Source organism: Natronomonas salsuginis, from assembly GCF_005239135.1.
GTDB classification, from domain to species: domain Archaea; phylum Halobacteriota; class Halobacteria; order Halobacteriales; family Haloarculaceae; genus Natronomonas; species Natronomonas salsuginis.
In genome coordinates this window covers 660953-677374 of sequence record NZ_QKNX01000001.1, presented here as the reverse complement: position 1 = coordinate 677374, position 16422 = coordinate 660953, and the positions used below count along the sequence as shown (strand labels likewise).

Genomic DNA, 16422 nt, shown 5'->3' with positions numbered 1-16422 from the left:
TCCATGAAGCTCACCGTCAAACCGTTGAAGCAAAAAGACGCCGGCCGAGGGCTGGCGGCGATCGACCGGGCCGCGATGGACGAGCTGGGTCTCGAAAACGGCGATTACATCGTCATCGACGGCGGTGAATCGCGCGCTGTCGCCCGCGTGTGGCCCGGCTATCCGGAGGACCAGGGTCGCGGCGTCGTCCGCATCGACGGTCGGCTCCGACAGGAGGCCGACGTCGGCATCGACGACAAGGTGCAGATCGAGCCGGCGGACGTGAACCCCGCCAAACAGGTCACCGTCGCGCTGCCGCAGAACCTCCGAATCCGCGGCAACATCGGCCCGCACATTCGTGATAAGCTCAGCGGCCAGGCAGTCACGACCGGACAGAACGTGCCGTTTTCGCTCGGCCTCGGGCCGCTGTCCACCCAGAGTGGCCAGCGCATTCCACTTCGTATCGCCGAGACAGATCCGAGCGGGACCGTCGTCGTCACGGACTCCACAGAGATCAAGATCAGCGAAAAGCCGGCCGAACAGATCACGCACGCCGGCTCCGGTAGCGGGCGGGCCGCAAGCGGCGGGACGCCATCGGTGACCTACGAGGACATCGGCGGCCTCGACGACGAGCTCGAACAGGTCCGTGAGATGATCGAACTGCCGATGCGCCACCCCGAACTGTTCCAACAGCTCGGCATCGAACCGCCGAAAGGCGTCCTCCTGCACGGGCCGCCTGGCACGGGGAAGACGCTCATGGCGAAGGCCGTCGCCAGCGAGATCGACGCCCACTTCACGGATATCTCCGGTCCGGAGATCATGTCGAAGTACTACGGCGAGTCCGAAGAACAGCTCCGCGAGGTGTTCGACGAGGCTGCCGAAAACGCGCCCGCGATCGTCTTTATCGACGAGATCGACTCGATCGCGCCCAAGCGGGGCGAGACGAGCGGCGACGTCGAACGCCGCGTTGTCGCCCAGCTTCTGAGCCTGATGGACGGCCTCGAAGAGCGCGGCGACGTGATCGTCATCGGGGCGACGAACCGCGTTGACGCTCTCGATCCCGCGCTGCGACGCGGCGGGCGCTTCGATCGCGAGATCGAGATTGGCGTCCCGGACAAGGACGGCCGCAAGGAGATCCTGCAGGTCCACACCCGCGGGATGCCGCTCGCCGACGGAATCGACCTCGATCAGTACGCCGACAACACCCACGGGTTCGTCGGGGCCGATCTGGCAAGTCTGACGAAGGAGGCGGCGATGAACGCTCTCCGTCGCATCCGCCCCGAGCTCGATCTCGAGCAGGAGGAGATCGACGCCGAGATCCTCGAATCGATGTCCGTCACCGAGGGCGACTTCAAGGACGCGCTGAAGGGGATCTCCCCCAGCGCGATGCGGGAGGTGTTCGTCGAGGTGCCGGACGTGACGTGGAACTCCGTCGGCGGTCTCGAGGACACGAAAGACCGACTCAGAGAGACGATCCAGTGGCCGCTCGACTACCCCGAGGTGTTCGAAGCGATGGACATGCAGGCCGCCAAGGGCGTCCTGCTGTACGGCCCGCCGGGGACCGGGAAGACGCTGATGGCGAAGGCCGTCGCTAACGAGGCCAACTCGAACTTCATCTCGATCAAGGGTCCCGAACTCCTCAACAAGTACGTCGGGGAGTCCGAGAAGGGCGTCCGCGAGGTGTTCGAGAAGGCCCGCTCGAACGCCCCGACGGTGGTGTTCTTCGACGAGATCGACTCGATCGCGGGCGAGCGCGGCCAGCGGATGGGCGACTCCGGCGTCGGCGAACGCGTCGTCTCACAGCTGTTGACCGAACTCGACGGTCTCGAGTCGCTCGAAGACGTCGTCGTCATCGCGACGACCAATCGACCGGACCTCATCGATTCGGCGCTGTTGCGCCCCGGCCGCCTCGACAGACACGTCCACGTGCCCGTCCCCGACGAGGACGCTCGACGCGCGATCTTCGCCGTTCACACGCGGAACAAACCGCTCGCCGACGATGTCGACATCGACGAACTCGCGGCGGAAACCGACGGCTACGTCGGCGCGGACATCGAAGCGGTCTGCCGGGAGGCCTCCATGGCGGCGACGCGGGAGTTCATTCACAGCGTCTCGCGTGAGGAAGCAGCACAAAGCGTCGGTAACGTGCGGATCACTCGAGAACACTTCGAGGAAGCGCTCGACGAGGTCGGTCCGAGCGTCGACGACGAGACCCGAGAGCGCTACGAGCAGATCGAAGAGGAGTTCACTCCCGGCGACGAACCGACCGAACCCGAGATCAGCCGAACATTCCAGTAGGGTTCGGGTCCGCACTCGTCGGTTTCGGACGCGAGCGCCAGCAAACATTTATTCGTCGATCACCCAGTACCAAGTAATGACTGACGAACCACTGCCTCCAAGCCGAGACACGCTCTCGAAGGCCACGCTCTTTTGTCTGGCCTGCGACCGGACGGCACCGATCGACGACGCCTGGTCGCTCGCGAAACGCGACGGCCGAACGGATCTCTCGTGTCCCGACTGCGGAGCCGTGATCGTGAGCCAGCCGGACTTCGACGCGGACGAGTCGAAACGCCTCCTCGCCGCCTGACGCGTCGACGGGCGACGAACTATCCCTCTCCCATGCCAACCACGTGTGAACTATGCCGCCGCATCGTCCCCCACGAGCGGATCGACGACCCACAGGTCGTCCAGGAGCACCACCTCCGTCCGGAGGAGCGCGCCGACAGCCCGACCGCCACGCTCTGTCGACCCTGTCACGAACAGATCCACGCGACCTTCAGCAACGAGGCGCTCCGCGAACGCTACGACACGATCGAGGCGCTCCGGAACGCGCAGGCCATCTCGGCGTACATCGAGTGGATCCGCGGGACGAACAAACTCGATATCAAGGTGTGTCGGGGTGACTGACACGGATGCGGCCTGCTCGATCGCCGGACGGTTTGAATCCTCATGGGGCGCTCCTCACGTCCGACGCGATTAACCCGCTCGACACCGGCGCATCGACTCGATGACCGCTCTCCAGCCTCTCGGAACACTCGCCTGTCTGGGCGGGATCGCCGCCGTGTTCGCCGTCGCGACGCGGCGGGACAACGTTCCGGCGATGGTCAACGCGACCATCTCGCTCCTGTTGGTGTTCGTCCCGATCCTCGTCGACCTCACCGCCACCCGAGCGTACGGCGTTTCGCTCGGACTGGCGCCCGAACTTCCGCTGTGGGTCGCCGTCGCCGGACTGATCCACTCGTACGGGATGCTCGGCATGTACGACGATGTCTGGTGGTGGGACCACCTCACCCACACGCTGTCCGCCGCGCTGATCGCGGCCCTGTTGTACGCAGCGATCCTGGCCACGATCGATACCACGGCAATCTCCGTGGGACGGGATGTCGTCTGGACTGTCGTCGTGTCGGCGACGCTTCTCGCTGGCGTCTTCTGGGAACTGGTGGAACTGCTGGCCCGTGACCTCGCGCGTCAGTTTCGCGTCCCCAGCGTGCTCGACCACTACGGGCGGCGCGATACGGTCATCGATCTCGGCTTCGATGTCGTCGGTGCGCTGCTCGTCTTGGTCGTCGACGTTCGGGTGTTCGTCCCGATGGCGACCGCCTCACCGACGGGCACGGTGACGGCGCTCGCGTGGGTACTCGGGCTGTTGACAGTCGGCTCGCTCGTCCTTTCGTTGGTCGTCGTCGTCCAATATGCCGAGTGAGCCCGCGCGTCCCCGCAGGCTCTCCGGTCGGCTCGGCTCACACCGTGGCGTCAGCGTTTATTATGATGGCACCTGAACTATCGGTATGGAGTTCTCGCTCGTCGGTCCCGTCGTCCTGATCGGGATCCCGCTCTTTTGGCTCTGTGTGATGACCGGGTACGCCTACGTCGATGCACCGACCCACGGAATGTCTCCGAGGAAATGGGCGGCTGTCTCGTTTTTCGTCCCGCTGTTCGGGTTCTTCGCGTATCTCTTCGAGCGCGAGGCGCGCACTGAGTCCCCAAACTCGACCACGTTCGTCGGCGGATTCGAGATCCACGAGTCGAAAGCCGACGATATCGGGCTCGATGGTCCCACTCACAGTGAGCGCGACGACGTCGGCGACGCTGACGACGACGCTCGATGAGAGGTGGTTACTCGATCCGTTCGATCCCCGACTCCGTTATCACCGCATCGAGCAGGTGGAGCGGCGTTGTGTCGTAGGCCGGATTGCCGATGTCGAACCCCTCCGCCGGTTCGCGCATCACCTCCGAGGAGGATCGGAACTCGTTCTCGAAGATGAACCCGTCCTCGATCCGCTTTTCGCTCGCGCCCACGACCGACACTGGGACGGCGAACTCGGCCGCCGTCGCCGCGATCGGCAACGTTCCGACCCGGTTGTACAGCTCGTCGTCGACGATCGATGACATGCCGAGGAGGACCCGATCGCAATCGTCGAGATAGTGGCCCGCGGCCCCGTCGACGATGAGCGTGGTGTCGACGCGATCGATCTCGGCGAGCGTTCGAGCTGTTTTCCGGCCGAGATATCGCGGGCGAGCCTCCGTGACGTACACGTCGAGGTGGTGGCCCTCGCGAGCAGCGAGTTCGATCGCTTCGACGACCGTCGAGGAGTAGTCGTGCGTCAACACCGTCGCCCCGTCGGGGAGGAACTCGACTGCGTTCGCCGCCGCGCCGTGTTTGGCGGTTTCGACCGACTCGACGACGGCCTCGATCGCCGACTCGGTCTCGGTCTTCGCCGCCTCGATAGTCTCGAACGCCCCGTCTTCGACCCTCGAGACGATCTCTCGCTGGGTGTTGTGTAGTGATGCGTGGGATGGCTGGGCGCGTCGAAGGGCGCTCGAGTTCCGACTCAGCGAGCGGACGTACTCCTCGACGGTCGCGAAGTCCCGATCCAACAGCTCGCGCAGCGCCTCGGCCGCCTTGACTGCGACAACCGACGACGAGTGCGTCTGCATCTCTCGTATTTCGTCGACCGTTTCGTCGATCATGCCGGTAAAATCGGCCGGCGGCGGCATATGCCTTCGGGCACGTCTCACGCGTCTGCCGCATGAACGTGCGCTATCTGAATCCCACTCGCATCCGTCTCCGGTAAGGGCCGGGCGTCTCGGGTCCGAACGAGCCGTTTATTCCGTTGGCGACGCTACGACAGTCGATGACCGATGGGGTCGCAGCGGCCGATGAGATGGACGCGTTTTCGTACCTCCACGCCGACGTTCGCGCGGCGCTCTCCGAACGGGGTTTCACCACGCCGACGGAGCCACAACGAAAGGCAATCCCGCAGTTGGCCGACGGCGATCACGGGCTGATCATTGCCCCGACCGGTTCCGGAAAGACCGAGACGGCGATGTTGCCCGTCTTCTCGGCGATCCGCAGCCGCGAGCCACGACACGGGATACAGGCGCTCTACATCACGCCGCTTCGGGCGCTGAACCGAGACATGCGCGAACGACTCGACTGGTGGGACGAGACGCTCGGGATCGAGGTCGCGGTCCGACACGGCGACACCACCGATTACCAACGGCAAAAGCAGGCCGACGATCCGCCGGACGTGCTCGTGACGACGCCGGAGACGCTGCAGGCGACGTTCACCGGCAAGAAGCTCCGCCGGGCGATCGCCGACGTCGAACACGTCGTGATCGACGAGGTCCACGAACTCGCCGCCTCGAAGCGGGGCGCACAGCTCACGATCGGGCTCGAACACCTCCGCGAACACGCCGGATCGTTCCAGCGGATCGGCCTCTCCGCGACGGTCGGCGATCCCGAGGAGGTCGGGCGATTCCTGACCGGCGATCGGGGCTGTCGGATCGTCGAGGTCGAGGCGGGGTCGAACATCGACGTGTCGGTGCTGACGCCGGAGATCACCTCGGCGGATCGGAAGGCCGCCGGCGAACTGCTGACCGACGCGGAGGTCGCGAGCCACGTCCGGGCCGTCGACGAGCTCGTCGCGGCGCACGACTCGACGCTCGTGTTCGTCAACACGCGGCAGACCGCCGAGGGGCTCGGCTCGCGGCTGAAGTCATACGGCACCGACGTCGGGATCCACCACGGCTCGCTGTCGAAGGCCGCCCGAATCGACGTCGAGGACCGATTCAAGACGGGCGAGCTGGACGCGCTGCTGTGTACCTCCTCGATGGAGCTCGGGATCGACGTCGGACGAATCGACCACGTCGTCCAGTATTCGAGCCCCCGAGAGGTCAGGCGGCTCCTGCAGCGCATCGGGCGCGCTGGCCACCGTCGTGACGAGATCTCCTCGGGAACGATCATCGCGACGACACCCGACGATGCCTTCGAGACGCTCGCCATCGTCGATCGAGCCGAGCGTGGTGAGGTCGAATCGGCCGGCATCCACCACGCGAGCCTCGACACGGTCGCGAACCAGATCCCGGGGCTGCTCATGGGGTTCGGCGAACTGTCCGCCGCCCGCGCGTACGACATCGTCACGCAGGCGTATCCGTTTCGAGACCTTTCCGAAGCGCAGTTCAAGGCGGTCGTTCGGGAGCTCTCCGGCAATCGACTCCTCTGGCTCGACGAGGATGCCGATCGGATCGAGAAATCCGGCGGGACGTGGCAGTACTTCTATGCGAACCTCTCGATGATCCCCGACGAGGCCAACTACGTGGTCAAGGATATGGCCTCGGGGGACTCCGTCGGCACGCTCGCCGAGCGGTTCGTCGTCACCTTCGCCGCGCCGGGCGAGACGTTCGTCCAGCGCGGGGAGATGTGGCGGATCACGGAGATCGACGACGAAACGGAGGAAGTGTTGGTCTCGCCGGTCGGCGATCCGACGGGCGAGGTCCCGTCGTGGGTCGGTCAAGAGATCCCGGTCCCCTGCGACGTGGCCCAACACGTCGGGCGGACGCGAGCGGAGGCCAGAGCCCGGTTCGACGACGGGGTGGGGCGTGCGCACGTCGCCCGAGCGCTCGCGGATCGGTTCCCGACGGACGAGCACACCGCAAGCGAGGCGCTCGCCCCGGTCGAAGCGCATGAAGGGCCGGTTCCCTCCGACCGCCGGGTCGTCGTCGAGGGGTTCGGTCGCGAGATCGTCATCAATGCCGCGTTCGGACACACGATCAACGAGACGTTGGGGCGACTGCTGTCGGCGCTCATCGGGCAGCGGACCGGCTCCTCGGTCGCGATGGACGTCGACCCATACCGGATCGAACTCGAAGTTCCCCCGGGAATCACCATCGGCGACGTCGTCGAGATACTGGAGACGACCGATCCCGATCACGTCCCGACGCTCGTCGAGTTGAGTCTGAAGAACGCCGACGCGCTGAAGTTCACGCTGGCGCAGGTCGCCGCGAAGTTCGGCGCGCTGAAACGCTGGAAGGGGAAGGGGTCGAGCCAGAACCGGTTCGGGAAGGATCGGCTGCTCAAAGCGCTCGAAGACACGCCGATCTACGACGAATCGGTCCGGGTCGTCCTGCACGAACAGCTCGACGTGGACGGCGCAAGCCGGGTGCTCCGACGGGTTCAGGTGGGCGGCATCGACCTCCAGACGGTTGGCGAACGGACAGCTTTGGGTCGAGCCGGCCGTTCGTCGGGTAAGGAGCTGCTCTCGCCGGAGCACGCCGACGCATCCGTCGTCGAGACGGTCAAAGAGCGGATCATGGAGGATCGCGTGCTGCTGGCGTGTTTGCACTGCGACGAGTGGGATCGAAGGCAGACCGTCGATCGCGTTCCGGAGAAACCGGAGTGTCCGAACTGCGGCTCGACGCGGATCGCGGCGCTGAACCCGTGGGCCGATGAAGTGCTGCAATCCGTTCGGACCGACGAACGTGAGAAGGACGACGAGCAGCGAAAGCAGACCGAGCGAGCGTACAAGGCCGCGAGTTTGGTCCAGAGCCACGGCAAGAAGGCGGTGATCGCGCTTGCGGCGCGGGGTGTCGGCCCCCGAAACGCCGCTTTGATCATCAACAACCACCGCGAGAACGAGATGGATTTCTACCGCGACATTATCGAGCGCGAACGCCAGTACGCCCGAACGAAATCGTTTTGGGATTGAGTTTCTCGGTCACTCGGCCGCAGAGGCGTGTCGACTGTGCTTCGCTCGGAGTGACAGCACCGAGGTGTAGAGGATCGCCGCGGCAACAATGACGGCGGCTCCGATGACCATGATCAGCCCGGCCATCTCCAGCAGCTCGCTGCCGATGTACGTGCCGACCTCACCGATCCCGACCGCGATCGAGCCGACCAACAGCATCCCGCCGAAGTAGATCTTGATGCCGTCGGCGTCGACGACCGCGGTCGCGGCCGACCCGATGCGGGCCCCGAGCGCGCTGCCGAACAACAGCGGGGCGACGATCGAGAGATCGACGCCGCCGCCCTGTCCGTACAGATAACTCCCGATCCCGCCCGAGAAGACGATCTCGAAGAGGTCCGTCCCAACGGCGACGGGAACCGGCACGCCGATCGCGTAGATCATCGCGGGCATGCGGATGAACCCGCCGCCGACGCCGAGGAATCCCGACAGCAGTCCGGTCAGGAACGCCACGGTCGTGATGACCCACAGCGAAACCCGAACGTCGCCGCGGAGCGTCACCATCGGCGGGATTCGGACCGTCTGTTGAATCCGCTTTGCGATGTCGGGGACCTCGTAATCGCTGATGTCCGCGTCGGCTGCGTCGTGATCGATTCCACCCCCGCCGCCTTTGAGCGCCTCCTTGGTGACCAGCAGACCGATTCCGCCGAGCAGTACCACGTACGCGACGCTGATGACACCGCCGGCAAGCCCGATCGATTCGAGGTAGAAGACGCTCGCGCGCCCGACCTCGATCCCGAGGGTCGTCCCGGCAATCATGATCGCGCCGAGTTTGTAGTCGACCTGCCCGAGGTCGTGGTGTTTCAGGGTGGCGATGACAGCCGTCCCGAAGACGAACGCCATCCCGCTTCCGACCGCGACGCGGGCCGGATAGCCCATCATCAAGAGAGCGGGCGTGACGAGAAAGGAGCCGCCCATCCCGAAGAAGCCGAACAGGATGCCGACGACCAGCCCGAAGCCGACGAAGAGCGCCAGCAGTTCGGGTGACCCGCCGATGGCAGCGAGGCTACTGTCCAGCATCGCTGTCACCCCCAACGAGGACGTTCATCAGTTGCGGACCGACCAACCGTTCGAGGCCGGCGTACCCGACGTAGAGGACGACCGCCTCGATCAGGATGGTCCCTATTAGGAGCGCAGTCTCTGGGTCCCACGTCGGTACTTCTAGTCCTGCCATCGTTCCCCCGTCCGATTCGTCCGTTCGGTTGTTTGGAGTTGATCCATTTTCGCTCAATATATCGTACCCGCTGGGGGAATATAACGGTTGTGTCTATATCGTACAATACTATATTCCCGTAACCCCTGTCTCGCCATAGGTAACTTCTGCATAAGTTATCGGTCGACATCGCATTTTCGCGTCGCTCTCTAGAGAGAAATCACTATGTCGCGAGCGCCCAAACTTCGGTCATGCGAGCGCTCTGTGCGACCGACCTTTCGGCGGCCAGCGAGGTGGCGATTCAAAATCAGACGTGTCTGGACTGCCTCGGCCGCATCGGCGTCGACGAGATCCACCTCGTGACTGTCGTCTCGTCGAACGTACACGCGGGGATGCCGGGCATCGATTTCGAGAGTCGGCGAGGGGCGGCGCTCGACCGATACTGCGACGTGATCACGCGGGCCGGATTCGAAGTCGAGACGCACGTCGTCCGGGGGACGCCGCACCGGCGGATCAACGGGATCGCCGAGGCGATCGTCGCAGACCTCGTCGTCGTCGGCTCTCGCGGGAAGAGCCCGCTGGAAAATCGCGTCATCGGCTCGACCGCCCGGAACCTGGCGCGGACGACGGTCGTCCCGCTCGTCGTCAACCGCATCGAGCGTGGTGACGAGGATCTCGCCCCCGTCCGGAAACACCTCTTTCGACATGTCCTGTACGCGACTGACTTCTCAGAGAACGCGTCACGCGCCTTCGAGGCGTTCACGTATCTTCGACACGCGACGCGTCGCGCGACGCTCGTGCACGTCAGAACGCCGAAGGACCCTGAGCTGACGGCGGCGGAACACCCCTCGGCGATGGATCGGTTGCGGGAACGAGCCGAGACGCTCGAGGAGTGGGGCATCGAAACCGAGATCGACGTTCGCGAGGGTGATCCGGCCGGTGAGATCCTCCGGTCGGAAGCCGCCCACTCGCCGACGATAACGCTCGTCGGGTCGCGCGGCCAGAGCCGGATGCGCCGACTCCTCTTGGGAAGCGTTTCCGAGCAGATCGTCGCGGAGGCGGACGCGAACGTGTTGCTCGTTCCCCCGTCGAGGGCCTGAGGCGGCATTCCTCTCCGGACGCTGCGTCCGCCTCCACCGCTGCGACGTATTGCATAGTATTGTGTGAGATATCCAAAACTATTATACGCTCGCGATCCCTACCCAATACCGTATGAGTTCCAACGCAGAAGCCGTCCCGACCGAACCGATTCAGCTGACCGATGCGGACGGCCTCGACGATGCCGTCTCGAGCTACGACGTCGTCCTCGTCGACTTCTACGCGGACTGGTGCGGCCCGTGCCGGATGATGGAGCCAACGATCGAGTCGATCGCGAACGACACCGACGCCGCCGTCGTCAAGGTCGACGTCGACCGATTGCAGGGGTTGGCATCCCAGTACGGTGTCCAGGGAATTCCCACACTGCTCCTCTTTGCGGACGGCGAGAACGTCGAACGGATCGTCGGCGTGCAGTCGGCCGACCAGCTCTCTGACCTGATCGGGGGATACGCGGCGTAAATGTCCGCCGACACCCGCGACATCGTGATCGTCGGCTCCGGCGTCGCCGGTCAGTCGGCAGCGATCTACGCCGCTCGCGCCGATCTCGATCCGCTCGTGTTGACCGGCGACGAGCCGGGGGGCCAGCTCACGCTGACGACCGGCGTCGAGAACTACCTCGGATTCCCCAACGGCGTCGGCGGTCACGAACTGGTCCGGCACGGGCGCGAGCAGGCCGAGTCGTTCGGGGCGTCGTTCGAACACGCTTCGGTGGTCGACGCCGACCTCGAGGACCGGCCGTTTCGGCTGTCGCTCTCGAACGGCGAGACGATACCGACGCGCGCCGTCGTCCTCGCGACCGGCGCGAGCGCCCGCACGCTCGGTGTCCCGGGCGAGGACGACCTCATGGGATACGGACTCTCGACGTGTGCGACCTGCGACGGCGCGTTCCACCGCGATCACGACGTGGCCGTGGTCGGCGGCGGGGACGCCGCGATGGAGGAGGCAATCTTCCTCACCAAGTTCGCCGACAGCGTGACCGTCGTCCACCGCAGAGACGAGCTTCGGGCCTCGGAGATCCTGGCTCGACGCGCCGCGGAGCACGACGATATCGAGTTCCGGTGGAACGCTGAGCTCGCCGAAATCCATGGCTCGCAATCGGCGGGTGTCACGGGCGTCACGCTCGTCTCCCATCCAGACGGACACCCCGTCCGACGCCGCGCCGAGGGCGACGAGCACGTCGAAGTCGAGCAACTCGACGTGCAGGGAGTCTTCTACGGGATCGGCCACGAGCCGAACACCGGTTTCCTCGTCGACACCCCTGTCGACCTTGGCGAGAACGGATACGTGCGAACCGATCCGCGAACCACCGCGACGGCGGTCGACGGCGTGTTCGCCGCAGGCGACGTCGCCGATTCGCGGTACCAACAAGCCATTACGGCGGCCGGAACCGGCTCGATGGCGGCGCTCGACGCCGAAGCGTATCTGGACGAACTGACCCACGAACCCCAACTCCTCGCATGACGCCCGAGGACGTGCCCGCACTTCACGAACCAACGTACCTCAACTCTACCCCGACGGCTGCCGACGTGGATCCGGTTTTCGACGCCACCGGAGGTCGCCTATGACGGAGACGACTCGGGTTTGGATGGTCGAACGGACGTACTCCGACGACGAACAGAACCTCATCATCCTCACGTACGCGACGCTCGACGGCCGCCGATACTTCCGGAAGGAGCGGGCGCTGACGAGTTTCACCGGCGATTCGAGGACGACGCCGGCGAGCCTCGATGTCGACACGTCGAACCTCGGGGACGTCGATGAGCCCGAGACGCGCCAGCGATACGCCGATGAGGCGGCCAGAATGGCTGAAAAGTACGATCCGGACGAGACACTGTAACGGCCGGGAAGGCGGCGTAATTTCGGGTGAAGCAACGGTATTTATGCGGCTTCGGTCGCCTTGGCTTGTATGGGTGCCGACAATCAAGAACCGATGGCTCGACCGGCGGATCCGCCGGGCGACCCGTCGCCGTTCGAGCGAGTGCCGGGGAAGACCGTCTCGGCGTACGTCGATCTCGCGTCGGATCTCGAGGCGGCCGTCTCCGGTGCCGTCCGATTCGACGAGTACGCGCAGATCCTGTACGCGACAGACGGGAGCATCTACCAGGCGCGGCCGGCGGGCGTCGTCTACCCGACGGATATCGACGACGTCCGCGCGGCCGTCGAGATCGCCATCGAGCACGAGACGCCGATTCTCCCGCGCGGTGCGGGGTCGTCGCTCGCGGGCCAGACCGTCGGACCGGGCTGTGTCGTCCTCGACATGTCCCGACACATGGACGGGCTGCTCGAGATCGACGCCGAGGCACAGCGAGCGCGAATCCAGCCGGGAATCGTCCAGGACGACCTTGAGGACGAACTCGCCGACGTGGGGCTGAAGTTCGCCCCCGATCCGGCCTCCTCGAACCGCTCGACCGTCGGTGGCGGGATCGGGAACAACTCCACCGGTGCGCACTCCGTCCGGTACGGAATCACGGACGCCTACACCGAGGAAGTGAAAGCCATCCTCCCCGACGGCTCGCTGTTGCACGCCCGCGAGATCGTCCTCGACGGCGACGAGTACGACGAGATCGTCTCGAAAGACGACTGCGAGGCCGAGATCTACGAGACCGTCCGCGGGCTCATAGAGGAGAACGAAGCGGCGATCGAGGCCCGCTATCCCGAACTCAAACGGCGGGTCAGCGGCTACAATCTCGACCGCGTCATCTACGAGAACGACGACGGCGAGACGGTCATCAATCTCTCGAAGCTCTACGTCGGCAGCGAGGGGACCCTCGGCGTCATCGTCGAGGCGACTGTTGGGCTCGTGACCGTCCCAGAGGAGACGGCGCTCGCGCTGTACTTCTTCGAGGACCTTGTCGACGCCATGAAAGCCGTCCCGGAGGCGCTCGAGTTCGACGTCAGCGCCGTCGAGCTGATGGACGACGAGGTGTTCCGGCTGGCCGCCGAGTCCGACGGCTACAGCAAGTACGCCGAGCCGATCCCCGAGGGGACGGCGGCGGCGCTCATGCTCGAATACGACTCCGAGCTGCACGACGACTTCGAGGCGGCGGTCGAGACGACGAACGCCCACTTCGTCGAGGACGGCGACGCCTTCGACGTCCTCGAAGCGTACACCGACGAGGACCAAACGGACATCTGGTCGCTCCGGAAGGCCGCGATTCCGCTGTTGATGGGGCTGCAGGGCGATCCCAAGCCGTACCCATTCATCGAGGACGCGACGGTGCCGCCGGAGGAGTTAGCGGAGTACGTCGTCGGCTTCGAGGAGGTGCTGGAGGATCACGACACGTCGGCGGCGTACTTCGCCCACGCGGGAAGCGGAACGCTGCACATCCGACCCATACTGAATCTCAAGGAGGAGGAGGGCATCGAGAAGATGCACTCGATCACCGACGACGTGACTGATCTGGTGTTGAAACACCACGGCGCGTTCTCCGGCGAACACGGCGACGGGATGGCCCGAACCGAGTTCAACCCGAAGATGTACGGCGAGGACCTCTGGAACGCGTTCAAGCGGGTCAAGACGGCGTTCGACCCCGAGTGGTTCATGCATCCCGGAAACGTCGTCTACCGCGACAGCCCCGAGGATGTCGGCCCTGACAACGACCGCGGCGTCGGCGCTGACATGCGCGAGAACCTCCGTTACGGACCGAATTACCAATCCCTGGAGCCGCAGACGAAACTGGACTTCTCCGAAGAGGGCGGCTTCTCGCACCTCGTCGAACTCTGCAACGGCTGTGGGACCTGCCGACAGACCGACGAGAACACGATGTGTCCGACGTTCCGCGCTTCGCGCGAGGAGGTCCAAGCGACCCGCGGCCGCGCGAACACGCTGCGTGCGGCTATCAGCGGCGAGCTCCCGGAGGACGAGATCTACTCCGACCGCTTCCAGAAGGAAGTGCTCGACCTCTGCGTCGGCTGTAAGGGGTGTAAGTCGGACTGCCCGACCGGCGTCGATTTCGCGAAGCTGAAAGCCGAGGTCAAGCACAAATATCACGAAGAGGAGGGGACGAGCCTCCGATCGAAGCTGTTCGGCAACGTCGACCGCGTCAACGCGGTCGGCAGCGCGCTCGCCCCGGTCTCGAACTGGGCGCAGCGCCTCCCCGGCTCCGACCTGATTGCCGAGAAGGTGCTCGGGATCGCGCCGGAGCGCGACCTCCCGACCTTCTCGAACGAGACGCTCGTCGGCTGGTTCGAATCCCGCGGGCCACAGGTCGCCGAGGCCGACGCCGAGGATACCGTCCTCCTCTTTCCCGACACCTACACGAACTACAACTATCCGGCCCCTGGCAAGGCCGCGGTCGAACTGCTCGAAGCCGCCAACGTCCACGTTCGCGTCGCCGACAAGAACGAGGTCGCCGCGAGCGGGCGGGCGGCCTTCTCGATGGGGCTGCTTGACGAAGCGGAGGAGCGCGCCCAAACGAACCTCGACGCGCTGCTGCCCTATGTCGAGGACGGCTGGTCCGTGCTCTTCGTCGAGCCCTCCGACGCCGTGATGTTCCAAGACGAGTACGTCGATCTGCTCTCGGACGACCGCGTCGAGGACCTCGCCGTCGCCGCCTACGGCGTCTGCGAGTACCTCAACACCTATCGGGTCACCGACGACGTCGAGTTCGATGCCCCCGGTGAGTATCTGACGTATCACGGCCACTGTAATCAGAAGGCGCTCAATCGCGACCACCACGCCGCAGCCGCGCTGTCGGCGGCCGGCTACGAGGTCGACGCGCTCGACTCCTCGTGTTGCGGAATGGCCGGCTCGTTCGGCTACGAGGACGAACACTACGAACTCTCAAAAGCGATCGGCGAGATCCTCAACGAGAAAGTTCGTGAGAGCCCCGGGAGCGAGGTCGTCGCCCCCGGTGCGTCCTGTCGATCCCAGCTGTCCGACGACGACTTCGAGGGCGAACGCCCCGCCCACCCCGTCGAGAAGCTCCACGAAGCGCTGGCCTGATCGGCTCGAGATTCGCGTCGGCCTTTGCCCCGAGACGCCACGCTTTTAGCCCGATCGACGCCTACCCGACGGTATGCCCAGACCACGCGAGGAGTTCGACGACCTCCGCGAGTTCGAGTTTCGCGACCCCGAGGAGGTACTCGACGCCGAGCAGTTGTACACCGTCTACGAGATCGCCCGCCTGTTACAGGGGCTCGCCCCCGGCACCGATCTCGACCCCGCGACGGAGGATATCCTCCTCGATTGGGCGATCCCGTGGATGCTCGACCACAGCGAGTCGTTCGTGTTCGCCGAACCCGAGGCCGACGACGAACCGGGGTACTACGGCCTCCGATGAAACTGCTCGTCGCCGGTAGCGCGGAGGTCGACGCCGGCAAGACGACGTTCACCACGGGGCTGATCGAGCGGACGGGGGTCCGCGGCTACAAACCGCGCGCCGGGAACGGCTACTGGTACGATCAGGGCGACTACCGGCGCGCCGTCGACGAGGGGCGACTCTACGGCAAGGACGCGAAGAAGATCGCGGCGGCGAACGGTGACGTGCGCCCCGAGGCGATCAACCCCGTTCACCGACTCTGGCTCCCCACGCCCGGTCGGGGAAAGGGGATCTTGGGCCGCGACGGCCGACGTTTTCTGTTCGATCGCGTGACGCGTGATTCGGACGACACGTACGTCGTCAACGGGCAGACGGAGATCCCGCCGGCGGCCGAACGGGCGTTTCCGCTCGACTCGGCACCCAACGTGGGGTCGCTGTCCGAGCTCAACGAGCTAATGGCCGATTGTCACGCGCCCGCACTCGGTGCGCTCGCCGAGGAGATCGAAACGCGCGACGGCGCGATCGTCGAGTCCTACGCGGACATCGCCCGCCCGCTCTCGGCGTTCGTCCCGGACGCCGTCGCGGTCGTCGAGCCGCGTCGATGCCGGATATACGACGGCGGGCGGTACGCGAAGGCCTGCGACGTGGCGAGCGGCAGCGCCCACGAGGGCAGACTGGAGGAGCGTGTCGAGTCGGTCGTCGGGCTTCTCGACCCGGAGGCGTCGGTCACGTTGCCGGCGCTGTCGAGTGAGGAACGGGACGATCGGACCGTCATCGCCGACGCGTACCAAGACGCCTACGATGCACTTCTCGCGTCGGTCTGACGGTGAGGCGACGGGCACGCCGCGGCCCGGTTCGACGCTCTTAAGTAGCTCATTCCCGTCGCTGCGAACGAGACAGGCGTAGC

At 65.4% G+C, this 16422-nt stretch carries 16 protein-coding genes; 13 read left to right on the top strand and 3 right to left on the bottom strand.

What is annotated here, in order from left to right:
- Positions 1-3 precede the first annotated feature (3 nt).
- The 5 genes from DM868_RS03645 (at position 4) to DM868_RS03625 (ending at position 4088) form a co-directional block, all read left to right on the top strand.
- Positions 4-2277 (top strand): CDC48 family AAA ATPase, encoded by a 2274-nt coding sequence (locus DM868_RS03645; protein WP_137275484.1) that lies wholly within the window; start codon positions 4-6, stop codon positions 2275-2277.
- A 76-nt stretch (positions 2278-2353) separates the two neighbouring features.
- A complete protein-coding gene (locus DM868_RS03640) occupies positions 2354-2566 on the top strand; it encodes a hypothetical protein (RefSeq protein WP_137275483.1) in 213 nt (70 codons plus the stop codon).
- A gap of 32 nt (positions 2567-2598) precedes the next feature.
- A complete protein-coding gene (locus DM868_RS03635) occupies positions 2599-2886 on the top strand; it encodes a hypothetical protein (RefSeq protein ID WP_137275482.1) in 288 nt (95 codons plus the stop codon).
- A 100-nt stretch (positions 2887-2986) separates the two neighbouring features.
- Positions 2987-3682 (top strand): hypothetical protein, encoded by a 696-nt coding sequence (locus tag DM868_RS03630; RefSeq protein ID WP_137275481.1) that lies wholly within the window; start codon positions 2987-2989, stop codon positions 3680-3682.
- A gap of 85 nt (positions 3683-3767) precedes the next feature.
- A complete protein-coding gene (locus DM868_RS03625) occupies positions 3768-4088 on the top strand; it encodes a hypothetical protein (RefSeq protein WP_137275480.1) in 321 nt (106 codons plus the stop codon).
- Positions 4089-4095: 7 nt separating this feature from the next.
- Here DM868_RS03625 and DM868_RS03620 read toward each other — a convergent pair whose 3' ends face one another.
- Positions 4096-4950, bottom strand: coding sequence for a translation initiation factor eIF-2B (locus DM868_RS03620; protein WP_137275479.1), 855 nt, complete (start codon positions 4948-4950; stop codon positions 4096-4098).
- Between the two features lie 164 nt (positions 4951-5114).
- Between DM868_RS03620 and DM868_RS03615 the strand changes: the two genes are divergently transcribed.
- Positions 5115-7967, top strand: coding sequence for a DEAD/DEAH box helicase (locus DM868_RS03615; protein WP_137275478.1), 2853 nt, complete (start codon positions 5115-5117; stop codon positions 7965-7967).
- A 9-nt stretch (positions 7968-7976) separates the two neighbouring features.
- Here the strand turns inward: DM868_RS03615 and DM868_RS03610 are convergent, their stop codons facing one another.
- Together DM868_RS03610 and DM868_RS15020 are read right to left on the bottom strand one after the other, a co-directional pair.
- Complete coding sequence (locus tag DM868_RS03610; RefSeq protein WP_137275477.1) at positions 7977-9023, bottom strand: sulfite exporter TauE/SafE family protein; 1047 nt, start codon at positions 9021-9023, stop codon at positions 7977-7979.
- A complete protein-coding gene (locus DM868_RS15020) occupies positions 9010-9177 on the bottom strand; it encodes a DUF7512 family protein (RefSeq protein ID WP_170964418.1) in 168 nt (55 codons plus the stop codon). Before DM868_RS15020 ends, DM868_RS03610 begins: the two co-directional genes overlap by 14 nt.
- 230 nt (positions 9178-9407) lie before the next feature.
- Here DM868_RS15020 and DM868_RS03605 point away from each other — a divergent pair, with 230 nt between their 5' ends.
- The 7 genes from DM868_RS03605 (at position 9408) to DM868_RS03575 (ending at position 16339) form a co-directional block, all read left to right on the top strand.
- Entirely contained in the window at positions 9408-10256 is an 849-nt protein-coding gene (locus DM868_RS03605; RefSeq protein WP_137275476.1) for a universal stress protein, read from the top strand.
- Positions 10257-10368: 112 nt separating this feature from the next.
- Entirely contained in the window at positions 10369-10713 is a 345-nt protein-coding gene (gene trxA / locus DM868_RS03600; protein WP_137275475.1) for a thioredoxin, read from the top strand.
- A complete protein-coding gene (locus tag DM868_RS03595) occupies positions 10714-11715 on the top strand; it encodes an NAD(P)/FAD-dependent oxidoreductase (RefSeq protein WP_137275474.1) in 1002 nt (333 codons plus the stop codon).
- A 100-nt stretch (positions 11716-11815) separates the two neighbouring features.
- A complete protein-coding gene (locus DM868_RS03590) occupies positions 11816-12091 on the top strand; it encodes a hypothetical protein (RefSeq protein WP_137275473.1) in 276 nt (91 codons plus the stop codon).
- A gap of 69 nt (positions 12092-12160) precedes the next feature.
- The gene (locus DM868_RS03585; RefSeq protein WP_222845456.1) at positions 12161-15199 is read left to right on the top strand and encodes an FAD-binding and (Fe-S)-binding domain-containing protein; all 3039 of its coding nucleotides are present in this window, start codon (positions 12161-12163) and stop codon (positions 15197-15199) included.
- A gap of 73 nt (positions 15200-15272) precedes the next feature.
- A complete protein-coding gene (locus tag DM868_RS03580; protein WP_137275472.1) occupies positions 15273-15536 on the top strand; it encodes a DUF5827 family protein in 264 nt (87 codons plus the stop codon).
- Positions 15533-16339: an ATPase gene (locus DM868_RS03575; protein WP_137275471.1), complete on the top strand. Its 807-nt coding sequence runs from the start codon at positions 15533-15535 to the stop codon at positions 16337-16339. The genes DM868_RS03580 and DM868_RS03575 overlap by 4 nt, the downstream gene beginning before the upstream one ends.
- The last annotated feature ends 83 nt before the right edge of the window (positions 16340-16422 follow it).

What these genes read in the sequence shown, in the direction of transcription:
- DM868_RS03645 (WP_137275484.1), top strand. Translation starts at nt 4, where the DNA reads ATGAAGCTCACCGTCAAACCGTTGAAGCAAAAAGACGCCGGCCGAGGG.
- DM868_RS03630 (WP_137275481.1), top strand. Translation starts at nt 2,987, where the DNA reads ATGACCGCTCTCCAGCCTCTCGGAACACTCGCCTGTCTGGGCGGGATC.
- DM868_RS03625 (WP_137275480.1), top strand. Translation starts at nt 3,768, where the DNA reads ATGGAGTTCTCGCTCGTCGGTCCCGTCGTCCTGATCGGGATCCCGCTC.
- DM868_RS03590 (WP_137275473.1), top strand. Translation starts at nt 11,816, where the DNA reads ATGACGGAGACGACTCGGGTTTGGATGGTCGAACGGACGTACTCCGAC.
- DM868_RS03615 (WP_137275478.1), top strand. Translation starts at nt 5,115, where the DNA reads ATGACCGATGGGGTCGCAGCGGCCGATGAGATGGACGCGTTTTCGTAC.
- DM868_RS03620 (WP_137275479.1), bottom strand. Translation starts at nt 4,950, where the DNA reads ATGATCGACGAAACGGTCGACGAAATACGAGAGATGCAGACGCACTCG.
- DM868_RS03575 (WP_137275471.1), top strand. Translation starts at nt 15,533, where the DNA reads ATGAAACTGCTCGTCGCCGGTAGCGCGGAGGTCGACGCCGGCAAGACG.
- DM868_RS15020 (WP_170964418.1), bottom strand. Translation starts at nt 9,177, where the DNA reads ATGGCAGGACTAGAAGTACCGACGTGGGACCCAGAGACTGCGCTCCTA.
- DM868_RS03595 (WP_137275474.1), top strand. Translation starts at nt 10,714, where the DNA reads ATGTCCGCCGACACCCGCGACATCGTGATCGTCGGCTCCGGCGTCGCC.
- DM868_RS03580 (WP_137275472.1), top strand. Translation starts at nt 15,273, where the DNA reads ATGCCCAGACCACGCGAGGAGTTCGACGACCTCCGCGAGTTCGAGTTT.
- DM868_RS03635 (WP_137275482.1), top strand. Translation starts at nt 2,599, where the DNA reads ATGCCAACCACGTGTGAACTATGCCGCCGCATCGTCCCCCACGAGCGG.
- DM868_RS03640 (WP_137275483.1), top strand. Translation starts at nt 2,354, where the DNA reads ATGACTGACGAACCACTGCCTCCAAGCCGAGACACGCTCTCGAAGGCC.
- DM868_RS03610 (WP_137275477.1), bottom strand. Translation starts at nt 9,023, where the DNA reads ATGCTGGACAGTAGCCTCGCTGCCATCGGCGGGTCACCCGAACTGCTG.
- DM868_RS03605 (WP_137275476.1), top strand. Translation starts at nt 9,408, where the DNA reads ATGCGAGCGCTCTGTGCGACCGACCTTTCGGCGGCCAGCGAGGTGGCG.
- trxA (WP_137275475.1), top strand. Translation starts at nt 10,369, where the DNA reads ATGAGTTCCAACGCAGAAGCCGTCCCGACCGAACCGATTCAGCTGACC.
- DM868_RS03585 (WP_222845456.1), top strand. Translation starts at nt 12,161, where the DNA reads ATGGGTGCCGACAATCAAGAACCGATGGCTCGACCGGCGGATCCGCCG.